This window comes from Acinetobacter sp. 1566109 (assembly GCF_000582255.1).
GTDB classification, from domain to species: domain Bacteria; phylum Pseudomonadota; class Gammaproteobacteria; order Pseudomonadales; family Moraxellaceae; genus Acinetobacter; species Acinetobacter nosocomialis.
The window spans coordinates 1-25,348 of the sequence record NZ_JEYB01000033.1; the positions used below are offsets into that span (position 1 = coordinate 1).

At 39.1% G+C, this 25,348-nt stretch carries 24 protein-coding genes and 1 pseudogene; 10 read left to right on the forward strand and 15 right to left on the reverse strand.

The genetic code is table 11. The annotated features are described in order from the left end of the window. The coding region (locus tag J582_RS17570) for a VTT domain-containing protein (protein WP_032048305.1) at positions 1-548 on the forward strand (548 nt) is incomplete at its 5' end. A gap of 89 nt (positions 549-637) precedes the next feature. Here J582_RS17570 and cybC read toward each other — a convergent pair. From cybC to dnaA, 5 genes are all read right to left on the reverse strand, one after another. Continuing rightward, positions 638-1,030 (reverse strand): cytochrome b562, encoded by a 393-nt coding sequence (cybC, locus tag J582_RS17575; RefSeq protein ID WP_004711273.1) that lies wholly within the window; start codon positions 1,028-1,030, stop codon positions 638-640. A 37-nt stretch (positions 1,031-1,067) separates the two neighbouring features. Beyond that, positions 1,068-3,536: a DNA topoisomerase (ATP-hydrolyzing) subunit B gene (gene gyrB, locus J582_RS17580; RefSeq protein WP_004882604.1), complete on the reverse strand. Its 2,469-nt coding sequence runs from the start codon at positions 3,534-3,536 to the stop codon at positions 1,068-1,070. Between the two features lie 52 nt (positions 3,537-3,588). Next, a complete protein-coding gene (recF, locus tag J582_RS17585; RefSeq protein WP_004711272.1) occupies positions 3,589-4,671 on the reverse strand; it encodes a DNA replication/repair protein RecF in 1,083 nt (360 codons plus the stop codon). Positions 4,672-4,685: 14 nt separating this feature from the next. Next, complete coding sequence (gene dnaN / locus J582_RS17590; protein ID WP_002051938.1) at positions 4,686-5,834, reverse strand: DNA polymerase III subunit beta; 1,149 nt, start codon at positions 5,832-5,834, stop codon at positions 4,686-4,688. 97 nt (positions 5,835-5,931) lie between these two features. Further along, positions 5,932-7,329: a chromosomal replication initiator protein DnaA gene (dnaA, locus tag J582_RS17595; protein WP_002051932.1), complete on the reverse strand. Its 1,398-nt coding sequence runs from the start codon at positions 7,327-7,329 to the stop codon at positions 5,932-5,934. A gap of 670 nt (positions 7,330-7,999) precedes the next feature. On the opposite strand from dnaA, the gene rpmH reads away from it, so the two are divergent. The 5 genes from rpmH (at position 8,000) to mnmE (ending at position 12,101) form a co-directional block, all read left to right on the forward strand. Continuing rightward, positions 8,000-8,134, forward strand: coding sequence for a 50S ribosomal protein L34 (rpmH, locus tag J582_RS17600; protein ID WP_000831329.1), 135 nt, complete (start codon positions 8,000-8,002; stop codon positions 8,132-8,134). Between the two features lie 30 nt (positions 8,135-8,164). Next, entirely contained in the window at positions 8,165-8,557 is a 393-nt protein-coding gene (rnpA, locus tag J582_RS17605) for a ribonuclease P protein component (protein WP_004706196.1), read from the forward strand. Positions 8,558-8,567: 10 nt separating this feature from the next. Then, the gene (gene yidD, locus J582_RS17610; RefSeq protein ID WP_002051924.1) at positions 8,568-8,888 is read left to right on the forward strand and encodes a membrane protein insertion efficiency factor YidD; all 321 of its coding nucleotides are present in this window, start codon (positions 8,568-8,570) and stop codon (positions 8,886-8,888) included. 5 nt (positions 8,889-8,893) lie between these two features. Next, on the forward strand, positions 8,894-10,654 hold the full coding sequence (gene yidC, locus J582_RS17615; protein ID WP_004711270.1) for a membrane protein insertase YidC: 1,761 nt from the start codon (positions 8,894-8,896) through the stop codon (positions 10,652-10,654). Positions 10,655-10,745: 91 nt separating this feature from the next. Further along, complete coding sequence (mnmE, locus tag J582_RS17620) at positions 10,746-12,101, forward strand: tRNA uridine-5-carboxymethylaminomethyl(34) synthesis GTPase MnmE (RefSeq protein ID WP_004884265.1); 1,356 nt, start codon at positions 10,746-10,748, stop codon at positions 12,099-12,101. Between the two features lie 50 nt (positions 12,102-12,151). On the opposite strand, the gene J582_RS17625 is transcribed toward mnmE, so the two are convergent. Next, positions 12,152-12,415, reverse strand: a complete 264-nt coding sequence (locus tag J582_RS17625; RefSeq protein ID WP_002051959.1) for a metal/formaldehyde-sensitive transcriptional repressor — start codon at positions 12,413-12,415, stop codon at positions 12,152-12,154. Between the two features lie 57 nt (positions 12,416-12,472). Here J582_RS17625 and dmeF point away from each other — a divergent pair, with 57 nt between their 5' ends. Together dmeF and J582_RS17635 are read left to right on the forward strand one after the other, a co-directional pair. Beyond that, positions 12,473-13,486 carry a CDF family Co(II)/Ni(II) efflux transporter DmeF gene (dmeF, locus tag J582_RS17630; RefSeq protein ID WP_032048306.1) on the forward strand — a complete coding sequence of 338 codons (1,014 nt, stop codon included), beginning with the start codon at positions 12,473-12,475 and terminating at the stop codon, positions 13,484-13,486. Between the two features lie 94 nt (positions 13,487-13,580). Beyond that, positions 13,581-14,279, forward strand: coding sequence for a DsbC family protein (locus J582_RS17635; protein ID WP_032048307.1), 699 nt, complete (start codon positions 13,581-13,583; stop codon positions 14,277-14,279). Between the two features lie 46 nt (positions 14,280-14,325). Here the strand turns inward: J582_RS17635 and J582_RS17640 are convergent, their stop codons facing one another. The 6 genes from J582_RS17640 to J582_RS17670 form a co-directional block, all read right to left on the reverse strand. Continuing rightward, positions 14,326-14,577 carry a GlsB/YeaQ/YmgE family stress response membrane protein gene (locus J582_RS17640; RefSeq protein ID WP_004884259.1) on the reverse strand — a complete coding sequence of 84 codons (252 nt, stop codon included), beginning with the start codon at positions 14,575-14,577 and terminating at the stop codon, positions 14,326-14,328. Between the two features lie 172 nt (positions 14,578-14,749). After that, on the reverse strand, positions 14,750-15,277 hold the full coding sequence (hpt, locus tag J582_RS17645; RefSeq protein ID WP_002051884.1) for a hypoxanthine phosphoribosyltransferase: 528 nt from the start codon (positions 15,275-15,277) through the stop codon (positions 14,750-14,752). Between the two features lie 214 nt (positions 15,278-15,491). Further along, entirely contained in the window at positions 15,492-16,817 is a 1,326-nt protein-coding gene (guaD, locus tag J582_RS17655; RefSeq protein WP_004884255.1) for a guanine deaminase, read from the reverse strand. Between the two features lie 56 nt (positions 16,818-16,873). Next, positions 16,874-17,929 (reverse strand): aromatic ring-hydroxylating oxygenase subunit alpha, encoded by a 1,056-nt coding sequence (locus J582_RS17660; RefSeq protein ID WP_004884253.1) that lies wholly within the window; start codon positions 17,927-17,929, stop codon positions 16,874-16,876. A 291-nt stretch (positions 17,930-18,220) separates the two neighbouring features. Beyond that, positions 18,221-19,381: a glutathionylspermidine synthase family protein gene (locus tag J582_RS17665; protein WP_004884251.1), complete on the reverse strand. Its 1,161-nt coding sequence runs from the start codon at positions 19,379-19,381 to the stop codon at positions 18,221-18,223. Positions 19,382-19,402: 21 nt separating this feature from the next. Then, the gene (locus J582_RS17670; RefSeq protein ID WP_004711255.1) at positions 19,403-19,768 is read right to left on the reverse strand and encodes a hypothetical protein; all 366 of its coding nucleotides are present in this window, start codon (positions 19,766-19,768) and stop codon (positions 19,403-19,405) included. 136 nt (positions 19,769-19,904) lie between these two features. Here J582_RS17670 and J582_RS17675 point away from each other — a divergent pair, with 136 nt between their 5' ends. After that, positions 19,905-20,528, forward strand: coding sequence for a nucleotidyltransferase family protein (locus J582_RS17675; RefSeq protein WP_004884249.1), 624 nt, complete (start codon positions 19,905-19,907; stop codon positions 20,526-20,528). A 51-nt stretch (positions 20,529-20,579) separates the two neighbouring features. Here J582_RS17675 and J582_RS17680 read toward each other — a convergent pair whose 3' ends face one another. Both J582_RS17680 and J582_RS17685 read right to left on the reverse strand, forming a co-directional pair. After that, the gene (locus J582_RS17680) at positions 20,580-21,533 is read right to left on the reverse strand and encodes a TerC family protein (RefSeq protein ID WP_004884247.1); all 954 of its coding nucleotides are present in this window, start codon (positions 21,531-21,533) and stop codon (positions 20,580-20,582) included. 317 nt (positions 21,534-21,850) lie between these two features. Further along, positions 21,851-22,447, reverse strand: coding sequence for an undecaprenyl-diphosphatase (locus J582_RS17685; RefSeq protein ID WP_022575168.1), 597 nt, complete (start codon positions 22,445-22,447; stop codon positions 21,851-21,853). A 137-nt stretch (positions 22,448-22,584) separates the two neighbouring features. Here J582_RS17685 and J582_RS17690 point away from each other — a divergent pair. Continuing rightward, a pseudogene (locus J582_RS17690) lies at positions 22,585-23,836 on the forward strand (low temperature requirement protein A). Between the two features lie 69 nt (positions 23,837-23,905). On the opposite strand, the gene mpl reads toward J582_RS17690, so the two are convergent. Further along, positions 23,906-25,279: a UDP-N-acetylmuramate:L-alanyl-gamma-D-glutamyl-meso-diaminopimelate ligase gene (gene mpl / locus J582_RS17695; protein WP_004884241.1), complete on the reverse strand. Its 1,374-nt coding sequence runs from the start codon at positions 25,277-25,279 to the stop codon at positions 23,906-23,908. Between the last annotated feature and the right edge of the window lie 69 nt (positions 25,280-25,348).

Consider the following 25,348-nt stretch of genomic DNA (forward strand, 5'->3'; position numbering starts at 1 on the left):
TTGATTTTATTACTAATTTTGAACATTTTTTACCTATTTTAATTCAGGAGTATGGCGCATGGGTCTATGCCATACTCTTTTTGATCATTTTTTCTGAGACAGCTTTTGTTTTTATGTTCTTTTTACCAGGAGATAGTTTACTTCTAACTGTAGGGGCACTTTGCTCAGTAATTGAAATGATGCATCTGGGTTATATGATTACTTTGCTTACCATAGCTGCCACCCTAGGCTATATTGTGAACTACTCTATTGGGCGTCATTTTGGTAACCGTATTTTTGAAGCAAAATCACGTTTTATTAAGAAAGAGTATTTAAATAAAACCAACCGTTATTTCTTACAACACGGTGGCAAAACCATTCTTCTGGCACGCTTTATTCCTTTTGCACGCTCTTTTGCACCATTAGCTGCTGGCTCTAGCAATATGAGTTATGGAAAGTTTTTAATCTATAATGTCGCTGGAGCTATTTTGTGGATCTGCCTTTTGTTAACTGCTGGATATTTGTTTGGCCACGCACTCATTCAAGTTACAGACTTAGTAGAAAATTAATCTTTTTCAAGTTAATCCACTCAAATAAACCAAAAAAATAAAGGGAATGAATCAATCATTCCCTTTATTTTATTTAGATCAAAATGAATCTATCTAAATTTTTTATGGTTTTCATTACGAATATTAACCAGATTTATTGCTTCAGTTTTGGCTTGGTCTAATTGACCTTTATCAACCAATACAGTAACGCGATCAATTTCAGCAACCAACTGATCTAAACCCGCTTGATATTGCTTTACCTGTACATTTTCCGGCGGTAAACCTTCTAACTTATGAGGTAAAGATTTTTTTGAAGATAATGCAGCCTGACGCATAATCACAAGCTGCTGTTTTGCGTTATTGAGATCTTTCGCTTCAGCAAAGGCTTTTGTGCTCTTTGCTAAAGTTTTCATGTCAGCTTCCAAGTCAGCTGCAAATGCAGAATGACTCACTAAAGCTGCACATGAAATCAGCATACTTGCTATAAACTTTTGACTCATCATCTTCTCTCCTTAGACTGATTTAGAATCTAGCTATCAATTAAGCATCAATATCTGCATTTAATGCATTTTCTTCAATGAAGGCACGACGTGGTTCAACGTCATCACCCATTAAGCATGAGAACATACGATCGGCTTCGATTGCATCATCAATAGTCACCTGTAACATATTACGGTTTTCAGGGTCCATTGTGGTTTCCCAAAGCTGTTCAGCATTCATCTCACCCAGACCTTTATAGCGCTGGATCATCATACCGCGACGCGAATCTTGCAGAATGTGCTGCCATACCTGATGGAAGTTAACCACTTGAATACGACGATCACCCTTCTGTAAATATGCACCATCTTCAATTAAATTGAACCAACTCTTAGAGTTCTTCAATAAACGCGCATATTCTGCTGAGTTTAATAGGCCAGCATCAAGTAAGTAAGCATGTGGCAAGTTATGGACATATACAGTCACACGTGGCCAATAATGTGCTGTTTTCTCGCCTTGAGCATTTTCACGTTCGAAGGTTTCAAGCGTAATTTCAGGGCGCAAACTTGGCTGTAGTCTTTGTACAGCTTCGCGTACTTGATCTGCCCATTGCTGTACATAAGCCTGGTCATGGTTCTGATCAGCTTTAAAGGCATCTACTTCAAGTAATGCATCAAGTAAGCTTGCTGGATAACGCAACGTTAAACGTTGTAAGCTCTTTTGTGAAACTTGATAGTCTTGGATCACTTTTGCTAATGCTTCGCCTGTAATTGCAGGTGCTTCTGCACTAATATGCAAAGCAAGCTCATCAATTGCATTTGAAATTAAATAAGTTTCCAAAGCATCATTATCTTTAATATATTGCTCTTGCTTACCTTTTTTCAGTTTATACAAAGGTGGCTGTGCAATATAGATATGACCACGTTCAACTAACTCCGGCATTTGACGGAAGAAGAACGTTAATAACAATGTACGGATGTGCGAACCATCGACGTCGGCATCGGTCATAATAATAATTTTATGATAACGAAGCTTGTCAGGGTTATATTCTTCACGGCCAATACCACAGCCAAGTGCTGTAATTAATGTACCGACTTCCTGACTCGAAATCATTTTGTCAAAGCGGGCACGTTCAACGTTCAAGATTTTACCTTTCAAAGGTAAAATAGCTTGCATTTTACGGTTACGACCTTGCTTAGCACTACCACCCGCAGAGTCACCCTCGACAAGATATAATTCAGAAAGTGCCGGATCTTTTTCCTGACAGTCAGCCAATTTACCTGGCAAGCCTGCGATATCTAATGCACTCTTACGACGTGTCATTTCACGCGCTTTACGCGCAGCATCACGTGCACGAGCAGCGTCAATAATCTTACCAGCAATTGATTTTGCAGCTTGCGGGTTTTCTAGTAAGTAAGCAGAGAACTCTTTGTTCATTGCCTGCTCTACTGCTGGTTTTACCTCACTCGATACCAATTTTTCTTTCGTTTGAGAAGAGAATTTTGGATCAGGAACTTTAACCGAAATAATAGCAGTTAAACCTTCACGCGCATCATCACCAGTCACATTCACTTTTTCTTTCTTGAGAATGTTTTCATTTTCAAGGTATTGGTTTAAGCCACGCGTTAATGCCGCACGGAAACCTGCTAAGTGTGTACCACCATCTTTTTGTGGAATGTTGTTTGTGAAACAACGAACATTTTCTTGATAACTATCATTCCACTGCAATGCAACTTCTACAGCAATGCCGTTATCTGCATCAGCCGTGAAATGGAAAATTTCGTTCAGATGATTTTTACCTTCGTTAATGTATTTAACAAACTCAGATAAACCACCTTCATAGTCATAAACATGTTCAAGATTAATACGCTCATCACGTAAAACGATACGTACACCAGCATTTAAGAAAGAAAGTTCACGTAAGCGGCGCGCTAAAATTTCAACGTTAAAAATGGTTTGACTAAAAGTTTCTGCACTTGGCCAGAAGCGTACAATCGTACCTGTGTTATCCGTTTCACCAATCACACGTAATGGATATTGCGGATCACCATGATGGTATTCTTGTTCATGAATTTGGCCAGCACGATTAATAATTAAATGTAATTTACTAGACAGTGCGTTTACGACTGATACACCTACACCGTGCAAACCACCTGAAACTTTATAGCTGTTATCATCAAACTTACCGCCTGCATGCAGAATGGTAAGAATAACTTCTGCTGCAGATACACCTTCTTCAGGGTGAATATCAGTTGGAATACCACGGCCATTATCTGAAACACTCACCGATTCATCTTCGTGAATCGTGACAATAATTTCGTCACAGTGACCCGCTAAGGCTTCATCGATTGCGTTATCGACAACCTCGAATACCATATGGTGTAAACCGGTACCGTCGTCTGTATCCCCAATATACATGCCCGGACGTTTACGAACTGCATCTAATCCACGTAATACTTTAATACTAGAGGAATCATAAGCCTTTTCATTGGTTTGTTCTGTTTGAGAGGCTGATTGAGACTCTGAACTCATGGTTTCTCCCTAGCAAATATAGGTTTATTCAAAGATGGTTAACATCAAAAAATTATGGTGAAGCAAGACTAACTTGACCGGATTCAACACTGAATAATTGATATGAAATAGACAGATCATGTAAATGTTTTTTTACCGATGCATGATCTAAAGTTGTCATAAAAACCTGGCTACCAAGTTGGCTTAATCGTTCAATTAAACGTTGTTGTGCGGTTAAGTCTAATTCTGCTGTCAGATCATCTAATAATACCACAGTTTCCTTATTACTCGCATGCAACATTGCAATTTGTGACAGTTTTAAGGCAATAATCAGGAGTTTTTTCTGACCTCTTGATAAAACATCATCGGCGTGTCCAAAAGGTGTTTTTAAGCGCAAATCTGCCCGATGTGGACCATACTCTGTATAACGTCTTTCAATGTCTTTTTGATGCTGATTCAGCAAGTCTTGCATGAGCCCCTGCTCTGTATGAAAACCGGGGCTATATTCCAGCTCAATCTCTAAATCAGGCAGTAACTGTCTTAAATCATTTTGGAAATATACATTCCATTGTTCTACGATACTTAAACGCTGTGAGTGTAAAATTTCACCATAATCACTCAACATTTTGTTCCACGGCTCTAAGTCAGCCAAAGAAAGATTGCGTCTTGTTTTGAGTAAGGTATTTCGCTGTTTTAAAGCTCGAGAGTAATACTGCCAAGCAAAATAAAACTCAGGTTCCACGTGGAACATTAGCCAATCTAAAAGCTGACGTCTTGGCTTAGCACCATGGTCAATAATATCTGTACTTTGTGGATCAATATGCTGTAAAGGGAGTAATTTGGCGAGTTGACCTTGGGTTGCAACTGTATCTCCATTTACTTTCATCAACTGCTCGCCAGAAGCGAGTTTCTGCATACCAATTTTTTCAGTTGCTGACTGAGCAAACACAATCGCGTCGTCAGCCTCATATTGAATATAGTTTTTTGGGATATGTGTGCGGAATGAGCGACCTGTTGCAAGTAAATGGATCGCTTCCAAAATTGATGTTTTACCCGAACCGTTAGCGCCATAAAAAACATTAAACGGTTGCAAACCATGGAGTGCAACCGTTTTTAAATTACGCACGCGTTCTATGTTTAAGCGCGTAAGATGCATAGAATTAAACCAGTTTAGACACGCATCGGCATAACAACATAAGTCTGGTCAGGATGAGCAGGATCTTGTACTAATACTGATTGGTTCGCTTCAGTCATGCTCATATTTACATCATCGCCATCTAATACACCCAACACATCAAGTAAATATTGAGCATTAAATGACATTTCTAATGGCGTATTTTGATATTGGATTGCTAAATCCTCAATCGCTTCATCTTGTTCAGGGTTATTTGCACGAAGCTGTAAAGAATCCTGATTAAAGTTTAAGAACACACCACGTAATTTCTCATTACTTAAAATTGCGACACGTTGTAATGATTGTTTAAATACGTCATGACCAATCAAAACATGTTTATCACCACCACGTGGAATCACACGGCGGTAGTCTGGGAATTTCCCATCAATCAATTTTGTCGTAAAACGAACTGTAATATCACCTTGTTCTTTATCACGGCTTGGCGTATTAATCGTTACATTTAATAATTCACGACCAATAAGCAAAGTGAGTTGCTCATCTTCAATACTAAGTAAGCGTTGTAGTTCACCAACAGCTTTACGAGGCACAATTGCTTGTACTAATTGAGACGAACTAGAAGAGGCCAAAATTTCACATAGGGCAAGACGGTGGCCATCAGTTGTGACTGCACGCAATTGATTTTCATCAATTTCTAACAAAGTACCAGTTAAATAAAAACGTACATCTTGTACAGCCATTGCAAAAGCAGTTTTTTCAAATAAACGCTTTAGTTCACGTTGAGTCACCTGTACTTGCGTACCTTGGCTATTCTCAGTATTTAACAACGGGTAATCTTCTGCTGGTAAAGTACCTAATACAAAACGGCTATTACCAGACTTTAAAATACATCTTTGATCTTCAGTAATTTGTAAATCAATCAATGCAGCGGTAGGCAAAGATTTACAAATGTCCATTAACTTACGAGCAGGAACAGTCGTTTCACCTGCTTCAAGACACGCCCCTTCTGATAAAGCAGTGCTCGCCACCAGTTCAACTTCTAAATCCGAACCAGTAATGGTGAGTGCTTGACCATTAGTCTGAATTTTGACGTTTGAAAGAATATTCAAGGTATGACGACGTTCTACCGCACCGACAACATGCGATAAAACATTGAGTAAACTTTCTTTAGCGATTTTCAAACGCACGATTCATTCCTCTAGCAACTTGGAGCAAACATTTCATTTTTTAGCTGTGTACTATGCTGCACTTATGGAGACTTTGCAACAACGTCTTATGATTTCATTAACTCTGAAGAAGACGTAGTAAATTCTTATAATCTTCGTCAAAGATAGGATCTTCTTCCCGCAAACTGACCACTTTTTCACAAGCATGCATCACGGTACTATGGTCTCGCCCACCAAAAGCCATTCCAATTTCCGGAAAACTATCACCAGTCAACTCACGGGCAAGCCCCATTGCCAATTGGCGTGGTCGAGCATAAATTCGTGTCCGTTTTGGACCTACCAGTTCTTTTAGAGGAATACGGAAATATTCACTCACTACACGTTGGATATTTTCCACACTGATTGTACGAGCACGGATTGCCAATACATCTTTTAAAGACTCTCGCACAACATCAAGGTCGATTGGAGCACCTTTAAAACGTGAAATTGCGACAACTTTATTAAGAGCACCTTCAAGTTCACGTACGTTTGCTACCACTTGTTGTGCAATAAATAATGCGCAGTTTCTAGGCAAATCAACGCCACTATTCTCAGCTTTTTTAAGTAGAATTTCGATTCGGGTTTCAATATCTGGTGGCTCAACACCTACTGATAGTCCCCATGAAAAACGAGAAACCAATCGTGGATCAAGTTCTGTTAATTCTTTAGGATATCGATCAGACGTTAAAATAATTTGTTTAGATTCATCAAGTAAGGCGTTAAATGTATAAAAGAATTCAACAAGACTAGCTTCTTTACCAGCCAAAAGGTGAATATCATCCACTAATAACAAATCTAAAGAACGACAATTTTTCTTAAACTCTTCAACCTTTCCTTTTTGTAATGAACTCACAAAATCTTGTACAAAACTTTCCGAAGTCATATACATGACTCTCGCATTCGGCTTAGCTTGCAGTAAAGCATTACCAACCGCTTGCATTAAGTGAGTTTTACCAAGACCCGTTGGACCATATAAAAACAAAGGGTTATGTTGAGAAGCACCTAATTGTGTTAATACTTTTCTACAAGTTTCCGCTGCCATTTGGTTAGAACGGCCTTCAACAAATAACGAAAAAGTAAATTGTGGGTTTAATAGTTTCTTTTTTGAAGTTTTCGAACTAACTGCAGGGTTAGCAACAGGTTCTGGTTCTCTTTTAACCTTAGTAGGTTGTGAAACTGGTGCACTTTGTAAAGCAGCTGTAGTTGTTGCTGGTTGTTCATTAGAAGACAAAATACTACCAGGACGCGAATCGACCAAGATTTCAACCTGACGTACACGTCCCTCAGACAATTGTTCCGCCAATATAGATATTAACTCTAAATGATTCTCTTGAATATAACGTGTCCAATAAGGATTAGGGGCATATAGACGTAGGATACCCTCTACTTCTTCAGCTACTAAAGGGCGAATCCACATCGCAAAGACGTTATCAGAGAGCTCTTGTCGCAAGCGAGTTAAGCAGTCTGTCCAAAGCATGTGTATCCCCTATGTCTGCGTTTTAAATTCAAATCATTTAAAGATTAACCCTTCCTGATGAGAAGGGGTCGCCATTCTACCCAAGTTATCCACATCTGTCATGACGAATTCGGTTGATTTTGACTAAAAAGAAATCTCTTGTGAATAAATTTAAATTCAAAACCAATTGTGTATAACTTTTTGCACATCCTGTGGATAAATTATCACATAAACTTATCCACAATCCATAAAGATAATAAAAACAGAGTTATCAACAGTTCAAATATATGTTTTTTAAATTTAAAACCATCAAATCCACAGAAAAAGTCCACACTAATAAGAATAAATTTAAATTTTAAAATTTGAATTTATTTAATAGGGTCACTCCCAATTGTGGATAACTAAAAAATATGAATTTAAATTCAAATATACCAAATCCAAACTCATTCCACATCAAGGTTTGTTGATAAGTATGTAAATAAGAAGTGTATATCTTAAAAGTCATAATAAAAATAAACAATTACTTTGTGTATAACTTTTAAATGATAAAAATTGACTTAATATAAAGAGAGGATGAAGAACTAAAAATTTGACTTAAATACAAAACTTTCTCTGTTTATCATTGACAGAGTAAACATTGCACAATAAAATCGCGGACCTTTATAGAAAGATCATTTTTGGGAGTTTCGATATGAAACGTACTTTCCAACCATCTGAATTAAAGCGTAAACGCGTTCATGGTTTCCGTGCTCGTATGGCAACTAAAGCTGGTCGTCAAGTATTAGCTCGTCGTCGTGCAAAAGGTCGTCATAGCTTAACTGTTTAATTACTGTTACGCTGACCAGACTTGGGTGTGATGGCACTTTACAGTTTTAGCACAGATCGTCGTGTACGCTGTGCTGCAGATTATAAAAGTGTATTTGATGGTGCGCTTTTTAAAGTGCATCAACCCCATTTTTTATTTCTTGCAAAATTCACCGAACAGCCTAATAGCCGTTTGGGTATTGTTGTTGCTAAGAAAAAAGTGCGCCGTGCGCATGAAAGAAATCGAATAAAGCGTCTTGCTCGTGAGAGCTTTCGTCTAAATCAGCCGAAATTTGGGTTAGACATAGATGTTGTTGTAATGCCTAAAGTTGGTATAGAAACGATTACGAACGCTGAGCTATATCAACAATTAGATTTTGCTTGGCAAAAATTACAACGCTTGGCAAAAAAACATTCTAAAGTTGTCCCAACCTCGCAAAATTAAGAGATGACCAATGGTTCGTATTTTGCGTTGGTTCATTCGACTGTATCAAATTGCGATTAGTCCGCTTCTTGGACCCCGTTGTCGTTATATCCCAACTTGTTCCCAATATGCGATAGAAGCATTACAAACTCATGGTGCAATCAAAGGCGTTTGGCTATCTTCTAAACGTATTTGCAGATGTCATCCATGGGGAGGCTCCGGATATGATCCGGTACCGCCAAAAGCAATTCGTTTTATTTCGTTTCATCAAATAGATTCTCAAACGCATCATGTTGCTGTACCCTTTCGTGATCGTTTAATGAAGCAAAATCTCTCTAACCATTTGGGGTAATAGATATGCAACAATGGGCCAGGTTTGCAATTCTCGGGGCCATGTTTGTCACCGCATATTTGCTCATTTTGGCTTGGCAAAAAGATTATGGAAATGCTGCAACTGCACCGCAACAACAAGCGGCGGCTGTAAGTTCACATGAAATATCTGCTGATTTGCCAAATGCTAAAACTGCAACAGTGGCTTCCGATGTGCCACAAGCAAATATTGCGCAGTCACAAACCACAGATGCGACAGCACCTGTGAATCAACAGCTTATTTCAGTACAAACTGACCTTTATCATCTTTGGATTAATCCAAAAGGTGGTGATATTGTTCGTATTGAATTACTCTCTCACGACAAAAGCAAAGACAGTAATCAACCTTTTGTTATGCTTGAAAATGATGCCAAGCGTACATATGTTGCTCAGTCTGGCTTAATTGGTTTGAATGGACCAGATAGTAGTCGTGGTGGTCGTCCGTTATATGCGGTTGAAAAAACATCATATACTTTGGCTGATGCTAAGGGTGTGCAGGATCAAAAGGGACAGTCTGAAAAAGTTTTAAGCGTACCAATGGTATTTAAAACACCAGAAGGCGTTGAAATTATTAAAACTTTCACCTTTACCCAAGGTCAATACCCGATTGTTGTAAGCCATCAAGTGATTAACCGTAGCCAACAAAACTGGCAAGGTCAGATGTTTGGACAGTTAAAGCGTGATAACTCTGAGGATCCTGGTAAGTCTTCTCAAGGTATTTTTACTCTAGGGACGTTCTTAGGGGGAGCTTGGGGTACGCCTGATTCACACTATAACAAGCTTAAGTTTGCTAATTTCTCAGAAGAAAAATTAAATGCTGATGCTAAAGGTGGGTGGGTTGCGATTGTTCAGCACTATTTTGTAAGTGCTTGGATTCCAGGAAACCTTAAACTGACTCAAGCAAATGGTCAGCCTTATGTTGCTAAGCTTGAATCACGTCAGTCTGCGGATCATATGAATATTATTGGCTTTACTTCGCCAGTAATTAATGTTCCAGCTGGCACTTCAATGGAAGTAGATGCAAAGCTTTATTCAGGTCCTAAAGTACAATCTGAATTAAAAGATTTAGCTGTCGGTCTGAACCAGACTGTGGACTATGGTTGGTTATGGCCAATTGCGAAGTTATTGTTCTTAGGTCTTCAATTCTTCCATAGCATTGTAGGCAACTGGGGATGGTCAATCATCTTACTTACCATTATGGTGAAGATGATCTTGTGGCCTTTATCTTCAAAAAGTTATCGTTCTATGGCGAAAATGCGTGTGATTGCACCAGAAATGCAACGCATGAAAGAAGAGTTCGGTGAAGACCGTATGCGCTTCTCGCAAGAAATGATGGCGCTTTATAAACGTGAACAAGTGAACCCATTGTCTGGTTGTTTGCCGTTATTGCTACAAATGCCAATTTTCCTTGCGTTGTACTGGGTACTCATGGAAAGTGTGGAATTACGTCATGCACCATGGTTAGGCTGGATTCAAGACTTATCTGCAATGGATCCTTGGTTCATCTTGCCGTTAATTATGGGTGCGACAATGTTTGCTCAGCAAATGTTGAACCCGCAACCAGCTGATCCAATGCAAGCGAAAGTATTCCGCATTATGCCGATTATGTTCACGGTATTTATGTTGTTCTTCCCTGCGGGTCTAGTGTTGTACTGGATTGTGAACAACAGTATTACTATTTTACAGCAATGGTTTATTAACAAGAGTGTTGAGAAAAGTCGTCTAAACAAGACTGAATCAGCATCTTAATCGTTGAACTTTTGCTGAATCAATCCGCTTAAGATGGTAATCTTAGGCGGATTTTTCTTTGGCTGTATTTTAGGTTTTTTAGGTGAATAATATGCAAAGTCAAACCACAATTGCTGCAATTGCAACGCCACCAGGGCGTGGTGGAGTGGGCGTGATTCGCTTATCTGGACCTAAGGCCTATGATATTGCTCAGAATCTGACACAAAAAAACTTGCCTGAAGCGCGTATGGCAGGTTTTCGTAAGTTTTATGATGCTGATGGAAGCATTATGGATGAAGGCATTGTCCTATGCTTTCCAAATCCGCATTCGTTTACTGGTGAAGATGTTGTCGAATTACAGGGGCACGGCGGTCCCATCATTCAAAATGCTCTCCTTGGCCGTTTATTTGAGCTAGGTGCAATTGCTGCGAAAGCTGGGGAATTCTCCATGCGAGCTTTTGAAAATGGCAAAATGGATTTGGTACAAGCGGAAGCTATTGCCGATTTAATTGATGCCACCTCTCAAGCTGCGGCTCGTTCGGCAGTTCGTTCTCTGCAAGGTGCATTTTCAACAAAAATTAATACAGTTTTAGAAAAACTGATTCATTTACGTTTGCACGTAGAAGCTGCGATTGATTTTCCAGAAGAAGAAATTGATTTTTTGGCTGATGGCAAAATTTTAGCTTTACTGGAAGATGTTAAACAGTCGGTGCATGCCGTTCAAACTTCTGCACGACAAGGACAATTACTCCGTGAAGGTCTACAGGTTGTTATTGCGGGTAAACCAAATGCCGGTAAATCGAGCTTGTTAAATGCGCTTGCTGGTGTAGAACGAGCGATTGTTACGGACATTGCTGGTACGACTCGTGATGTTTTGCATGAAAAAATTAGCTTAAATGGTTTACCAATTACCTTAACTGATACAGCAGGTCTTCGTGAAACTGGAGATGTGGTCGAGAAAGAAGGTATTCGCCGTGCAATCAAAGAAATTGAGCAGGCCGATTTGCTGTTATTGGTCTACGATTTAAATCAAGGTGATGACCCATTACAACTTGCTCAAGAATACTTTGCTGAACATATTGAACCGCGTCGTCTCATATTAATCGGCAATAAATGTGATTTAACTGGTCAATCTGCCGAAATAGGCGATTATCAAGGATTCCGTCATATTACAGTTTCAGCAAAACAAGAGATGGGTGTACAAGGCCTCGTAGATGCGATTACAGCGCATGCAGGCTTTCACCCTGAGGAAGATACATTTATTGCGAGAACTCGTCATTTAGACGCAATGAAGCGCACTCAGCTCTATTTGGCAGAGGCACGTGAGCAACTTGTTGTATTTAACGCTGGTGAACTCGTTGCTGAATCACTACGTCTTGCTCAAAATGCTTTAGGTGAAATTACTGGAGACTTTAGTGCCGATGATCTATTAGGCAAAATCTTCGGTTCTTTCTGCATTGGAAAATAATTTTAAATAATCTGGATGATACATATTGTTGTGTCATCCAGAACTTTCTTTTAGCCATATCTTTTTAAAACTTTTAAAAATTCTTCTAGCTCATTTTGATCGATTTCTGCACCTTTAAGCACATGATGATGTAAGTGCTGTTCCATTAATTCACTCATTAAACCGTTTATAGCACCTTTTATGGCTGCAACTTGCTGCAAAATATCGATACATGAAGATTCTGCTTGTTCTATCGCATTTTCAATGCTGTTGATTTGTCCTTTTAACCGTTTTACACGATTAAGAATTTTTTTATCCTGACCAATGTGACTCATCTGTTTTCTCTTGTAGAATTTAATATACTGGTAGGGAGTATATTGGGTTTAAATTTTATGCAGGATCATAGTGTATCACGTCATCATCAACATCAGTTTGATGAAGGAAATCCCTTAGCACAAAAACGGATTTTGATTGCAACCATTTTAACGGCGTCCATGATGGTACTGGAAGTATTTGGTGGATGGTTCTTCAATTCAATGGCACTATTGGCCGACGGTTGGCATATGAGTTCACATATGTTGGCCCTTGGTTTAGCTTACTTTGCCTATCGTGCAGCTCAATATTATTCAAAAGACCATCGTTTTAGTTTTGGGACGTGGAAGATTGAGATTTTAGCCGGCTATAGCAGCGCAATTTTGCTGATGGTTGTGGCTATTTTTATGGCTTTTCAGTCAGTTCAACGTTTATTTAACCCGGTGGAAATTTTTTATAATGAAGCTATTCCAATTGCAATTTTAGGTTTAGTTATTAACTTGATTTGTGCCTGGTTACTTCATGATGATGGTCACCATCACCATCACCATCACCATCACCATCACCATCACCATCACCATCACCATCACCATGAGCATGAGCATGAGCATGAGCATGAGCATCGGCCTCATCACCATGATTTGAACCAAAAAGCTGCATTTTTACATGTGGTTGCAGACGCTGTAACTTCTGTTTTTGCAATTGTTGCGCTTTTCGCAGGTAAATATTTTGGATGGGATTTTTTAGATGCCCTTTTAGGGATTTTAGGTGCTATTTTAGTTGCAAAGTGGTCATTTGGTTTAATGAAAGAGACAGGAAAAACTCTTCTAGATGCTGAAATGGATCATCCAGTAGTTGAAGAAATTCGGGAAGTAATAGCCGAATTTCCAAAACATGTTGAAATTACAGATATTCATGTCTGGAAAGTCGCGAAAGGTAAATTTTCTTGTATTTTAGCGCTAGAAACTGATGATATTTCTTTGAATGCAGACCAGATTCGTCATGCTTTATCGATTCATGATGAAATCGTGCATATATCGGTAGAAATTAATACTTTAAAACCTATTTATGTTCCACGTGAAACATTAGCATAACTGGGTAGAAGTTTGGTTATATCTCGGTAATCAGTTCTGTTTTCATTAACGGAACTGACTAAAATGTTCACTCTCCTGTCCTCGAGTCGGTTTTATGCTTAAAAAATTAGGAATATTGGCATTATTTAGTCTAACAACAAGTTTGAGTTTCGCTAATGTAGATACAGTTCGGGAAAATATTAAAAAACAATATCCTAATTTAAAAATTAGCAATATTCAGAAAACCGAAATGCCTGGGTTATATAGCGCCAATCTAGATCAACAAATCATTTATCTTGGTGAAGATGGTCAGCATATGCTGGTAGGCTCTATGATCCGCTTAAAGGACCAGAAGAATTTAACCAAAGACTTAGTTCTAGGACAAAACTCAACTGATTGGAAGCAATTACCTTTAAAAGATGCCATTAAAACGGTCAAAGGTAATGGTCAGCATGTTTTAGCGGTATTCTCCGATCCGAATTGCCCTTATTGTAAAAAACTTGAACCTGAACTCGATAAACTTAAAGATGTAACAATTTACACGTTTATTTACCCTTTAAAACCTCAGTCTATTGTGGTTTCTAGACAAGTTTGGTGTGCACCGAGCCAGTCATACTCTTGGAAGAAACTGATTGAACAAGGTGTAAAACCAACAGTTGCGAGCTGCGCAAACCCAATTGATCGGAACTTGGAACTTGGAAGAAAATTAGGTTTTAATGCTACTCCTACCCTAATTTTTGCAAACGGTTTTAAACTAGTAGGTGCAAGGTCTGCTGAAGAAATTCAGGAAGTTTGGAAAGAGCTAGGCCTGTAAATAAAAAAAGCACCATTAGGTGCTTTTTTTATGAATGAACTGAAGTTTAGCTTTTTCGTACAATCAAGTTGTAAATAAACAAAATGATGACTGCACCAATTACGGAAGCGATAAAGCCCGCAGCTGAATTTTCTCCGTAAAGACCAAGTAAACGACCACCATAAGTGGCTAAAAGTGAACCTGCGATACCAATTAAAGTAGTAACGATAAAACCTGCTTTATCATCACCAGGATGTAAAGCACGTGCAATTAAGCCTGCGAAGAAACCAACCACAATAGCAACAATAAGTGACCACATATTTGTTCTCCAGTTGTTTTTTTGATGAAGTTAATGATTTTGCTTCATATTCTATCGTGCGACAGAGCCAACTGTTTTGTCTGTAGCAGATTGCGACTTTTTGTGTCTTTTTTGTTCAAAGCTAAAACGTTATATAAAAAAATAGCACCTTATGGTGCCATTTTTATGAAATTTATAAACCAATCTCACCAATAAATGGCAAGTGACGATATTTCTGGTCGTAGTCTAAGCCATAGCCTACAATAAACCGATCTTCAACTTCAAAACCTAAAAACTTAACTTCGAGATCAATTTCACGGCGTGATGGTTTACTCACTAATGTGCATAATTGAATCGAATTTGGTTCGCGAGTTTGCAACATTTCCACAACTTTGCTTAAGGTGTTGCCAGAGTCAATAATATCTTCAACCACCAGCACATCTTTACCACGAATTTCACCGTCAAGATCTTTTAAGATTTTAACGTCTCGACTTGAAGTGGTACCGCCGCCGTAACTAGACACTGTCATGAAATCGAGTTCGTGCGGTTTGGTAATGGTACGGCATAAGTCTGCCATGAAAATAACAGAACCACGAAGTAGACCAATCAGAACCAATTCTTTGTCACTATTTGCATAATGAGAATTGATTTGCTCGCCGAGCTCTTTGACTTTTGCTTGAATTTCTTCGGTTGAAATCATGATGCTCATTGCAACAGTCATGGCAGATTCCTACAAGATATAAAAGAAAAAATAAAAAAGGTGTTGACCTGCAACACCTCGAAAATCTGAGTTAATGGTAAAATTTTAAAGCAAAATGACGTTTCATGCACCCTTTGATGGCTGTGAAATTTTATCATTTTGCGGATTATGTCGATCACGCTTTAACGCAATAGCACATATTCCAAATAATAACAAAAACTTAACAATGCCTTTTTTATTTGGCTGTTTCTTTTTGATAAGCACGGTTTCCATAAATATAAGTCGCCTCAATATTACGGTCATCACCTAAAGTGAATAATGCAAACAGCGAATCTTCAACAGACTTAGATTTAGACTGGCGAAGTTCCTGTAATGCTGTTGGCTTTAGGTTGAGTACCACAAAGTCTGCTTCTTTACCGACGTTGAAGTTGCCTAACTGATCCTGCAAATCGAGTGCTTTTGCTCCGCCTAGGGTTGCATGATAAAGCGCTTCATAAGCTGAAAGTTTATCACCTTGTAATTGCTGAACCTTATAAGCTTCGTTAACAGTTTGCAGTAAGCTAAACGAAGTACCTGCACCAATGTCTGTCCCCAAACCTACTTTGACTTGCTTTTCCCAAGTTTTTTTCAATGGGAATAAACCACTACCTAAGAAAAGATTTGAAGTTGGGCAAAATGCGATAGCCGATTGTGTATCATGCATACATTGCCATTCTTCATCTTCTAAGTGAACACAATGCGCAAACACAGAACGTTTACCAGTTAGGCCATAGTGTTGATAAACATCTAAATAGCCAGCTTGTTCCGGAAATAAAGATTTCACCCAAGCGATTTCATCTTTGTTTTCACTTAAATGTGTATGGACATAAACATCTGGAAATTCTTGTTTTAGCTGCCCTGCTCTTTCTAATTGCTCAGGTGTAGAAGTCGGTGCAAATCGTGGCGTAATCGCATACAGAGCACGGCCTTTACCATGCCATTTTTTAATGAGTGCTTTAGTATCGCTGTAAGCTGTTTCTGGCGTGTCACACAGCGCTTCAGGGGCATTACGGTCCATGAGTACCTTACCGGCAATTAAACGCATCTGAACGCGCTCTGCGGCTTCAAATAAGGCATCAACAGACTCGGGATGAACAGTACAGAACACCAGTGCTGTGGTTGTGCCGTGTTTTAAGAGTTCCTGAATAAAGAACTGGGCAATTTCGCTTGCATATGCTTTGTCTTGAAACTGGATTTCGGTTGGGAACGTATAGGTGTTGAGCCAGCTTAAAAGTTGTTCGCCGTAAGCTCCAACCATTTCGGTTTGCGGGAAGTGAATATGCGTATCAATAAAGCCAGGTACAATCAATTGTTCTGGATAATGTTGAACCTCAACTCCAGCAGGTAGATGCTGCTCTGCATCTTCCCATGCACCAAACCATTTGATCTTTCCATGTTCACTAATCAATACACCATCTTCCAAATAACGTACTTGATTTGGAATATCAGTTGGCTCAGAGACAGTTTGTTGAATATCTAAAAAACGACCACGCACAACGGTGGTATTTGCGATCAATGACATGGATAGCCTATATATTTTCACTTTTTTCGATTGATTGTACCCCAGTTAGCCAAGATTTAAACGGTATAACGTTTACTTAGTCCCCATTCAGCCAAAATCCGTCGATAAGTCGTTGATGAACGGTCTGCTTCAAAATGTGCTTCCATCATTAGATCGAGCGGTAGTTCTTCTGGTTTTTGTGATTCGACCATGTCTTGGTCTTCGGCAAAAATTTGCGCATTAAATGCATATACTTTTTCTAAATCACCTGTTTGGTCAAAGTTACGTGTGAGTGGAACAAATAAACGGGTCTTATTACTTGAGATAGGACAACAGACGTTCAAAATTTTTAAGACTCCACTTTCTGGGAAATTGACAGTAAGCACGGCAGAAAATGGCGGATAAACCTCAAAAGTACGCTTCCACAAAAAGCCTTCTGGTTCGAGATGTTTTAGCTCATGCGGATAATTACTGACATTGCTGATATAGACCGTTTTTAAGCCGTAGTTGGTACGTTCAGTGTGATATTTAGGGACGATGGGATTATCACGATTCGCAAAGGCGTTGTGATGCACCCATGCAAAATGAGCGACATCGATAAACCCTTCAAGCTGACGACCGCTAGAGCCACCAATATCCACAAAAGGTGGCAAAATTGCTTGATGCTCTGCATCATCCCAAGTATCTAATACAGGAATATTGGCTTGAGTAATATCACGACCATGAATACTGGTCCAAATGAGACCGTATCTTTGCACAACCGGAAATTTAGTTAGAGAAAAACGATCAGAAATTTTGGTTAGCTCAGGTTGAGCTGGTATTTGGGTACATTTCCCTTCGGTGTTGTAACGTAGACCGTGATAAGGACACACAATCTCCTCACCATCAACCCAACCTTTGGTTAAAGGCACGCCACGATGGGGACAAATATCTCGGACCAGATGAATTTCACCACTTTCTGTCTGGTAGAGTGCCATATTGACGTCTAGTAGTGTGACTCGTTGAGGCGCAGTAGAGACATCTTGAATACGCGCTACCGGATACCAATGGCTCGATAAAATTTCCCAATCTTTTGCATCAAAACTGCTGTTACATGGCATGGCAAGGGGTGTTAAAGTTGGAATCGCATTCATGGCATCACTCCTTAAAAAAATCAGGGCTCTCACGAGCCCCTAAAATCTAGGCTTTTTTCTTTTTTGGAGATGCAAAGAGCTTGCCAATATTGACTTTTAAGAAAATAAATTAGATAAAAATTTTAAAATACATGTGGTTAATTAATATTTTTTTTGAATTTTTGTTCTAATTTAGCTTTAAAAGCTAAAGTTTATTATTCGCTATGTACTTAGAATGCACTGATTGATTGCGTTGAGGGCACAATAAAAAAGCACCTAAAAAGTGCTTTTTTATATCTGTCTAGGTGTTTATTAATCGACAAAATAATGCGCTGCAAAATGGGCGTCATTACCAATAATGTCATAGCAATCTTCACGAATAGACATGCCGGCACATTGATGTCCGACCATCCATAAACCGAGTGTAGGCAGTTGTCCTGAAAATAATGGGGTATCTACCCATTTCTGTACGACATAACCATATTTGTCATAGTCATCAAAATAAAAGCTACCAGAAGCTGCACCTTGGTCATGGCCGTCTTGTAAAACCCGAATATTGGCACCTTCCCTTGCCAAAATCGGCTTTTTCACCCATTTGCCAGACAAAGCTTGTTGCGGGTCATAGGTATGGGTTTCGACCAATAATGGATGGTTTGGATAACGCTTCCAAAGCTCAACCAGAATTGCTTTATTTGAAAGTAGCATTTTCCAGCAAGGTTCAATCCATTGTGTTTGTGGGTGAATATATTGAGAAAATGCTTCTTCCCAGATCCATTCCCATGGATAGAGTTTAAATATGTTTTGAATGGGTTGGTTATGAAGGTCAACAAAATCTTGCCCATTCCAGCCTATGTTCTCCATAGAAAGCTCGGAAACTTGTAGATGAGCTTGATAAGCGGTATCCATCAAGTACTCTAAATTGCCCCAGTCTTCCCTTCCCGCTTCCTGACTGGCAGCAAAATGCACGTGGCTACCACGCGGTAAAATTGTCTTCCAGCGTTTAATCAGGTCTTCATGAATGCTATTGAACTGGTCCCGGTTTGCAATGCCCGAGACTTGTTCTATCCACAGCCACTGCGCTACAGAAGCTTCAAGTAAGCCAGTCGGTGTGTCGGCGTTATATTCCAGCATTTTGATATTTCGCCCATCGTAAGCGAAATCAAAACGGCCATACAGCATCGGAGCATTTTGTTTCCATGAGTATTCAATATGGCTTATAGCGGTTTCGGGAATTTGAAAGTAAGCAGGATAGTCACCCCGTTGAATGAGATCTCCTACTATCGATAAACACATCTGATGCAGTTCATTTGCTGCATCTTCAAGTTGTTCAATCTGCTTAAGCGTAAATTCATAAGCAACCCCTTCAGACCAGTAAATTGAGCCATCGAGAGAAGGTAAATTAAAATAATCGAAACCAATATGTTGATGCTCCACTTGCCAGTCTGGACGTGGAGTAAATATTTTTCTTTTCATATTCAGTGAATGCCTGAGGAGTTAGCCGCCGAAAGAGAAGCCGCTACGACCAAAACCACCACGAATTGGGGATGAAGAAGATGCGCTTTTCGCCGTACTTGAAATAATGGGGTGACCTACACTCAAATTGCTGTAAGGATGTAAGGTATTGCCGTGATAAGAAACTTCCCGATTGTTTCGATAATACGCGGGACCTAAATAGCGGCTACCAACATAGCTAGAACCATGTCCACTTGAGCTATTTTCTTGTTTACATGTTTCGTTATTCCAGTCGCGAGCACAGTCATATTGGTTGTTATATACATCTTGTACTAAAGGACCATCTTTATGGCTACATGCCGTGAGTAATAAAGGGACCACGACAAGATTAATTTTTTTAGAACGCATGAGACTCCACACATTTTAATAAATATGTTCGGCATGAAATACCGAATTGCTGTTATCTATTATGTTTCTGATTAGGAAAGATAAATTTTTAGTTGGCATATGATATTGATCAGCGCTTTTAAAGTACAGAGCTTCTATGTACTATTACATGGTGGATGTCTTTAGCATTTTTCAAAATATGACAAATATATATAATAATTATCAACAAGATTTTATTGATTTGGTGATGAAATCTCCTTGTTTATTAAAGATATTAGCTATCATTTCTCAATTGCATCCAAAAGTTTATTTAAGTGCTGGTGCGGTGAGAAACACTGTTTGGTCATATTTACATGGCAAAACTTATGATTTAAATACAAGTGATATGGATGTGATTTATTATAATGCTAATGAATATGATGATAGTTATCAAAAAAAGTTGCAAAGTGATTTAAAAAGCAAATTTCCAAATCAAGATTGGGATGTTGTTAATCAGGCTTTGGTACATACATGGTACCGTAAAGATAATGGTGAAAAAATTCAACCATTAACTTCGATTGAGGAAGCATTATCATTATGGTCAGAAACAGCAACAGCTATAGCAATACGTTTCGACACATTCGGTAATTTAGAAATAATTGCACCTTTTGGCTTATCAGATTTATTTGAATTGAATTTACGTTGGAATTCAGCTCTAGTTAGTTATCAGACTTTCAAAAATCGTGTAGAAAGCAAAAATTGGTTACAACAATGGCCAAAATTAAAAATAGTCAATTCCTAATTTAAAAAGGGCTTTCTATGAAAGCCCTTTAATATTATGTAAGTAAAGATTCTATGAGATGTGTCGCTTATTGTGTCGTAAAGAGAGGTAAGCAGTGATTGCTAATACTATGACAATAAAGCTTAACGAGATCCAGATTGGCATATGGAATACATCAAGCAACAACATTTTTGCACCAATGAACAATAAGATAATGCCTAAGCCATACGGTAAATAATGCAGTTTAGAAGCAGCGCCAGCAAGTAAGAAGAACATTGCGCGTAAACCTAAAATTGCCATTAAGTTTGCCGTTAAAACAATAAATGGATCACTCGTTACCGCGAAAATAGCAGGAATAGAGTCTACCGCGAAAATTACGTCTGAAGCTTCAACTAAAATTAAAACTAGAAATAACGGCGTTGCCCACAATAAACCATTTTGACGTACAAAGAATTTGTCACCTTCAAGCTGCGGCGTAATACGCATGTGCTTACGTAGCCACTTTAAAACTTTGATATCTTCGATATTGGTTTCTTCTTCTTGGCCTTTTAAGAACTTGAAGCCTGTATATACCAAGAACGCACCGAAAATATAAAGCACCCAAGAGAACTCTTGAACGAACCATGCACCAATGAAAATAAAGAGAGTACGCAGTACGATTGCGCCTAATACGCCGTAGAGCAAAATTTTACGTTGTAGTGCCGCTGGAATAGCAAATGCCGCAAAAATCATTAACCAGACGAAAACGTTGTCAATCGCGAGGGACTTTTCAAGTAAGTAACCTGCAAAGTATTCCATGGTTTTTTGGTTTGCTAAGATCACCCCAACCGTTTGTTGAAGATAAAGCCATAAACCGCCACCAAATAAGACCGCGACGCTTACCCACGCCACACTCCAGTAGGCAGCTTGCTTAATTGAGACATCCTGGCCCTGCTTTTGTTTAAAGCCCAAGAAATCAATTAGGAGCATGACAATGACTATGCCAAAGAATGCTACGTACAGCCATAAATTGCCGATTGTTTCCATAAATCCTCCCTACATCCGGCAATTGGGCATAAAAAAACCTCGACCAGTTGCCAGATGAATTAAACATCTGTATCAACATGATCAAGGTCTTGCCTACATCATGAATTTCACGATGCTCAGATACCGACTTTTTAATAAAAGTGTATTGACGATATCTGACACATAACATTGCTGTTATGTTTGGAGGAGGCTACTCCCCTTGTCAAACTAAATTCTGTATTGGATAAAACCTATCCAATTTCACATAGAATGGCAGATTTTTTTGTATTACGCAACTGAACTTAATGTCGTAGCGTGAATACCAAAAGTTCTATGGATTATTTAATCAAACCACGATCTAAAAGTGGTTTACATATAATCTGGTAAAGGTGAATAAAGAATGCGGTCAAACTTGTACCGTAAGCATTCCAAAAGTAATAACCTGCTGTATTGACCAATAGCGCGACAATAAAAGCACCCAACATATCTAAAGGGAAATGCACACCTAAATAAATACGTGACCACGCCACCACAAATGACAAAAATAAAAGAATCATTCCAATTATTTTGCGCTGAGCAAACAAATAAGATAGCGAGATGGTGCTAAAAATTAGCATATGATTACTTGGAAAAGACGCTGTTGGTGCATGTTCAATAAACGTGGTGCCCACACCCATCACAAACGGTCTTGGATGGTGATAAAACAGAGAAATAATATAACCCACCAAAAGTGATATGCAGGTTAAAAAGACAGATTTAATGACCCTATTTTTTAAATCTTGATCGCCATAAAACCATAAAAATGTAAGTATGAATAAAAGAATATACAGGAGATCATTAGCAAAAAAGATAGCAAGACGAATGATAAATTGACTCGCATCCTGAGCACCATTGATGACATGGAATAAGCTAAGGTTGAGTGTTTCTAAAGACATTCATATTCCAAACGAGAACAAAAAAACGTGGGCTATGATAAAGAATTAAGCCTATTGTCTTGATAAAGAATTGTCACAAAAATGAAATATAGTTTATTGATGAGTAAAGATTAATCATCAGACCTGAATAATTTTTAATGCGTGATCTGGACGTTAATATTAAAGTGTTAACGTGTTGGCACTTTATTCGAGAACGTTAATTTTATGACTACTCAAGAAAAACAGAAAAAATTAAGTTTGAGGCCTTTATCTCCAAGAGATCCAAAACAGCCGCATAGAGCAGCGACTCCCCTTGAATTATTGTTCGATTTAATTTTTGTGGTTGCGATTGCCACAGCGGGTCAGCAGTTACATCATGCGATTATTGAAAATCATCTATGGCATGCTCTGCCAAGCTACCTGATGGTATTTTTTGCGCTGTGGTGGGCATGGATGAATTTTTCATGGTTCGCTTCAGCTTACGATAATGATGATGCATTGTATCGGTGCCTTACTTTTGTACAGATTGTAGGTTCATTGGTGATGGCCGCAGGTATACCTGATGTGTTTCGTAGTCAGGACTTTGACATCATTATTGTGGGCTATGTGATTATGCGCTTGGCTTTAGTCACCCAGTGGCTCCGAGCAGCAAAACATGATCCTGAACGGCGAGTTACGGCTTACCGCTATGCGATAGGTATAGTCTTAGTACAAATTGGCTGGCTTGTAGCTAACTTTGCTCATGTCCTTTCTATACCTCTATTTTTATGTCTAGTTGTGTTCGAGTTATTTGTTCCCATCTATGCAGAAAAACATTCGCCTACGCCGTGGCATCCTCATCATATTGTAGAGCGCTATGCTCTCCTCACTATTATTGTTTTGGGCGAATCAATCGTAGGTAGTTTTAATGCCATACGTGATGCGCTTGCGGCTCAATCTATCAATATTCCAGCCGTTTTCTTAATGATTGGTGGATTGATGCTCATGTTCGCAATGTGGTGGGCTTACTTTGATCGTAGTGAACAGCATCATCATTTTAAAGGTGTACGCCCATTTGTATGGGGTTATGGCCATTATTTTGTTTTTGTAAGTATTGCTGCGGTGGGTGCTGCGCTTGCCGCCGCCGTGGATGTCACGACCCATCATGCACATATCTCTGATTTATATATGGGTGTGATTGTTGCTGTGAGTGTGGTGCTTTATACCACCTGTATCTGGATGTTATACGAGTTTGAGTGTTTAGCTGGAATTTCTAAATGGTTTTATCCTATTACCGCGCTTATTATTTTATGTATTCCATTCATTTGTAATAACGTGGGATATAGCGTGTTTGCAATGGGTATCGTCTATACCTTACGTTTATTCATCTCGAATAAATTTATAGAAGATATAGAGCCAAAGCAGGTTTAAAAACCATTAAACTAAAAAAACGGGTTTCAATTTGAAACCCGTTTTTTATTGAATCATCTAGAGCGAAAGTTAAGCAGCTTTTGCTTTTAATGCGCTTATAAGTTTTTGATGTAAGCCACCAAAGCCGCCATTAGACATAATCACCACAGCATCGCCCTCACCTGCTTCATTGACAATACGGTCAATAATTTCATCAAGTGAACGGCTGACTTGAGCACGGTTTGAAGCAGCTTCAATTACAGGTTGTAAATCCCAGTCTAAACCTTCTGGCTGGTACCAGATAACGTCATCTGCTAAGCGTGCTGAATGTGCCAAGCCATCTTTATGGCTACCCATGCGCATGGTATTTGAACGCGGTTCAATAATGGCCCATAAACGACGTTCGCCTAAACGTTTACGTGCGCCATCCAAAGTCGTGTCAATTGCTGTTGGATGGTGAGCGAAGTCATCATAAACCTCAATACCATTCACTGTACCGAGTAACTCCATACGGCGTTTTACACCGCCAAAGTTAGATAAAGCGTCACAAGCCTTTTCAAGCGAAACACCCACATGTTGAGCGGCTGCAATGGTTGCCAAAGCATTTGCTACGCTGTGTTGCCCTGTCATGTTCCATTTCACTTCACCAACAACATGACCATTTTCGAGGACTTTAAAATGGCTGCCATCGATTGAAATTAATTCGGCAGATAAAGCAGCTTTTTCATTTGCTTCTAAACTTGTACGAATCACTGGTGTCCAGCAGCCCATTTCAAGTACTTCATCAATATGAGTTTCGGTAATTGGAGCAATAATACGGCCTTCACTTGGAATAGTACGAACCAGATGATGGAACTGTTTTTGAATTGCTGCTAGGTCATCAAAAATATCGGCATGGTCAAATTCAAGGTTATTTAAAATCGCCGTTTTTGGGTGATAATGAACAAACTTAGAACGTTTATCGAAGAAAGCTGAGTCATATTCGTCGGCTTCAACGCAGAAGTATTTGCCACCGCCTAAACGAGCACTTTCACTAAAACCAAGTGGCACACCACCAATTAAAAAGCCTGGGTTTAAACCAGCCTGATCAAGTACCCAAGCCAACATGGTTGTTGTGGTTGTTTTTCCATGAGTACCCGCCACCCCAAGGACATGTTTGCCTTGTAAAACGTGGTCAGCAAGGAACTGTGGACCAGAAATATATGGCAGGCCTTCATTGAGCATGTATTCGACGGCATCAATACCACGTTTCATAGCGTTGCCGACAATGACCAAATCTGGATGAGGCTGTAAATGACTACGGTCATAGCCTTGCATGAGTTCAATACCTGCATTTTCTAACTGGGTAGACATTGGCGGGTAAACATTTGAATCGGAACCTGTTACCTTATGTCCTAAATCACGAGCTAAAAGTGCTAAAGAGCCCATAAAAGTGCCACAAATACCCAAGATATGCAGATGCATTGCTCGCCTTCTCCACTGCTTTTGTACACAGTATTAATGTGAATTACTGTGTTTTCATTATTGATAAAT

What these genes read in the sequence shown, in the direction of transcription:
- J582_RS17670 (WP_004711255.1), bottom strand. Translation starts at nt 19,768, where the DNA reads ATGCGTTCTAAAAAAATTAATCTTGTCGTGGTCCCTTTATTACTCACG.
- rpmH (WP_000831329.1), top strand. Translation starts at nt 8,000, where the DNA reads ATGAAACGTACTTTCCAACCATCTGAATTAAAGCGTAAACGCGTTCAT.
- dmeF (WP_032048306.1), top strand. Translation starts at nt 12,473, where the DNA reads ATGCAGGATCATAGTGTATCACGTCATCATCAACATCAGTTTGATGAA.
- mpl (WP_004884241.1), bottom strand. Translation starts at nt 25,279, where the DNA reads ATGCATCTGCATATCTTGGGTATTTGTGGCACTTTTATGGGCTCTTTA.
- recF (WP_004711272.1), bottom strand. Translation starts at nt 4,671, where the DNA reads ATGCATCTTACGCGCTTAAACATAGAACGCGTGCGTAATTTAAAAACG.
- rnpA (WP_004706196.1), top strand. Translation starts at nt 8,165, where the DNA reads ATGGCACTTTACAGTTTTAGCACAGATCGTCGTGTACGCTGTGCTGCA.
- yidD (WP_002051924.1), top strand. Translation starts at nt 8,568, where the DNA reads ATGGTTCGTATTTTGCGTTGGTTCATTCGACTGTATCAAATTGCGATT.
- dnaA (WP_002051932.1), bottom strand. Translation starts at nt 7,329, where the DNA reads ATGCTTTGGACAGACTGCTTAACTCGCTTGCGACAAGAGCTCTCTGAT.
- J582_RS17685 (WP_022575168.1), bottom strand. Translation starts at nt 22,447, where the DNA reads ATGTCTTTAGAAACACTCAACCTTAGCTTATTCCATGTCATCAATGGT.
- guaD (WP_004884255.1), bottom strand. Translation starts at nt 16,817, where the DNA reads ATGTCATTGATCGCAAATACCACCGTTGTGCGTGGTCGTTTTTTAGAT.
- J582_RS17680 (WP_004884247.1), bottom strand. Translation starts at nt 21,533, where the DNA reads ATGGAAACAATCGGCAATTTATGGCTGTACGTAGCATTCTTTGGCATA.
- J582_RS17665 (WP_004884251.1), bottom strand. Translation starts at nt 19,381, where the DNA reads ATGAAAAGAAAAATATTTACTCCACGTCCAGACTGGCAAGTGGAGCAT.
- J582_RS17675 (WP_004884249.1), top strand. Translation starts at nt 19,905, where the DNA reads ATGTACTATTACATGGTGGATGTCTTTAGCATTTTTCAAAATATGACA.
- mnmE (WP_004884265.1), top strand. Translation starts at nt 10,746, where the DNA reads ATGCAAAGTCAAACCACAATTGCTGCAATTGCAACGCCACCAGGGCGT.
- hpt (WP_002051884.1), bottom strand. Translation starts at nt 15,277, where the DNA reads ATGACTGTTGCAATGAGCATCATGATTTCAACCGAAGAAATTCAAGCA.
- J582_RS17625 (WP_002051959.1), bottom strand. Translation starts at nt 12,415, where the DNA reads ATGAGTCACATTGGTCAGGATAAAAAAATTCTTAATCGTGTAAAACGG.
- yidC (WP_004711270.1), top strand. Translation starts at nt 8,894, where the DNA reads ATGCAACAATGGGCCAGGTTTGCAATTCTCGGGGCCATGTTTGTCACC.
- cybC (WP_004711273.1), bottom strand. Translation starts at nt 1,030, where the DNA reads ATGATGAGTCAAAAGTTTATAGCAAGTATGCTGATTTCATGTGCAGCT.
- gyrB (WP_004882604.1), bottom strand. Translation starts at nt 3,536, where the DNA reads ATGAGTTCAGAGTCTCAATCAGCCTCTCAAACAGAACAAACCAATGAA.
- J582_RS17660 (WP_004884253.1), bottom strand. Translation starts at nt 17,929, where the DNA reads ATGAATGCGATTCCAACTTTAACACCCCTTGCCATGCCATGTAACAGC.
- J582_RS17635 (WP_032048307.1), top strand. Translation starts at nt 13,581, where the DNA reads ATGCTTAAAAAATTAGGAATATTGGCATTATTTAGTCTAACAACAAGT.
- J582_RS17640 (WP_004884259.1), bottom strand. Translation starts at nt 14,577, where the DNA reads ATGTGGTCACTTATTGTTGCTATTGTGGTTGGTTTCTTCGCAGGCTTA.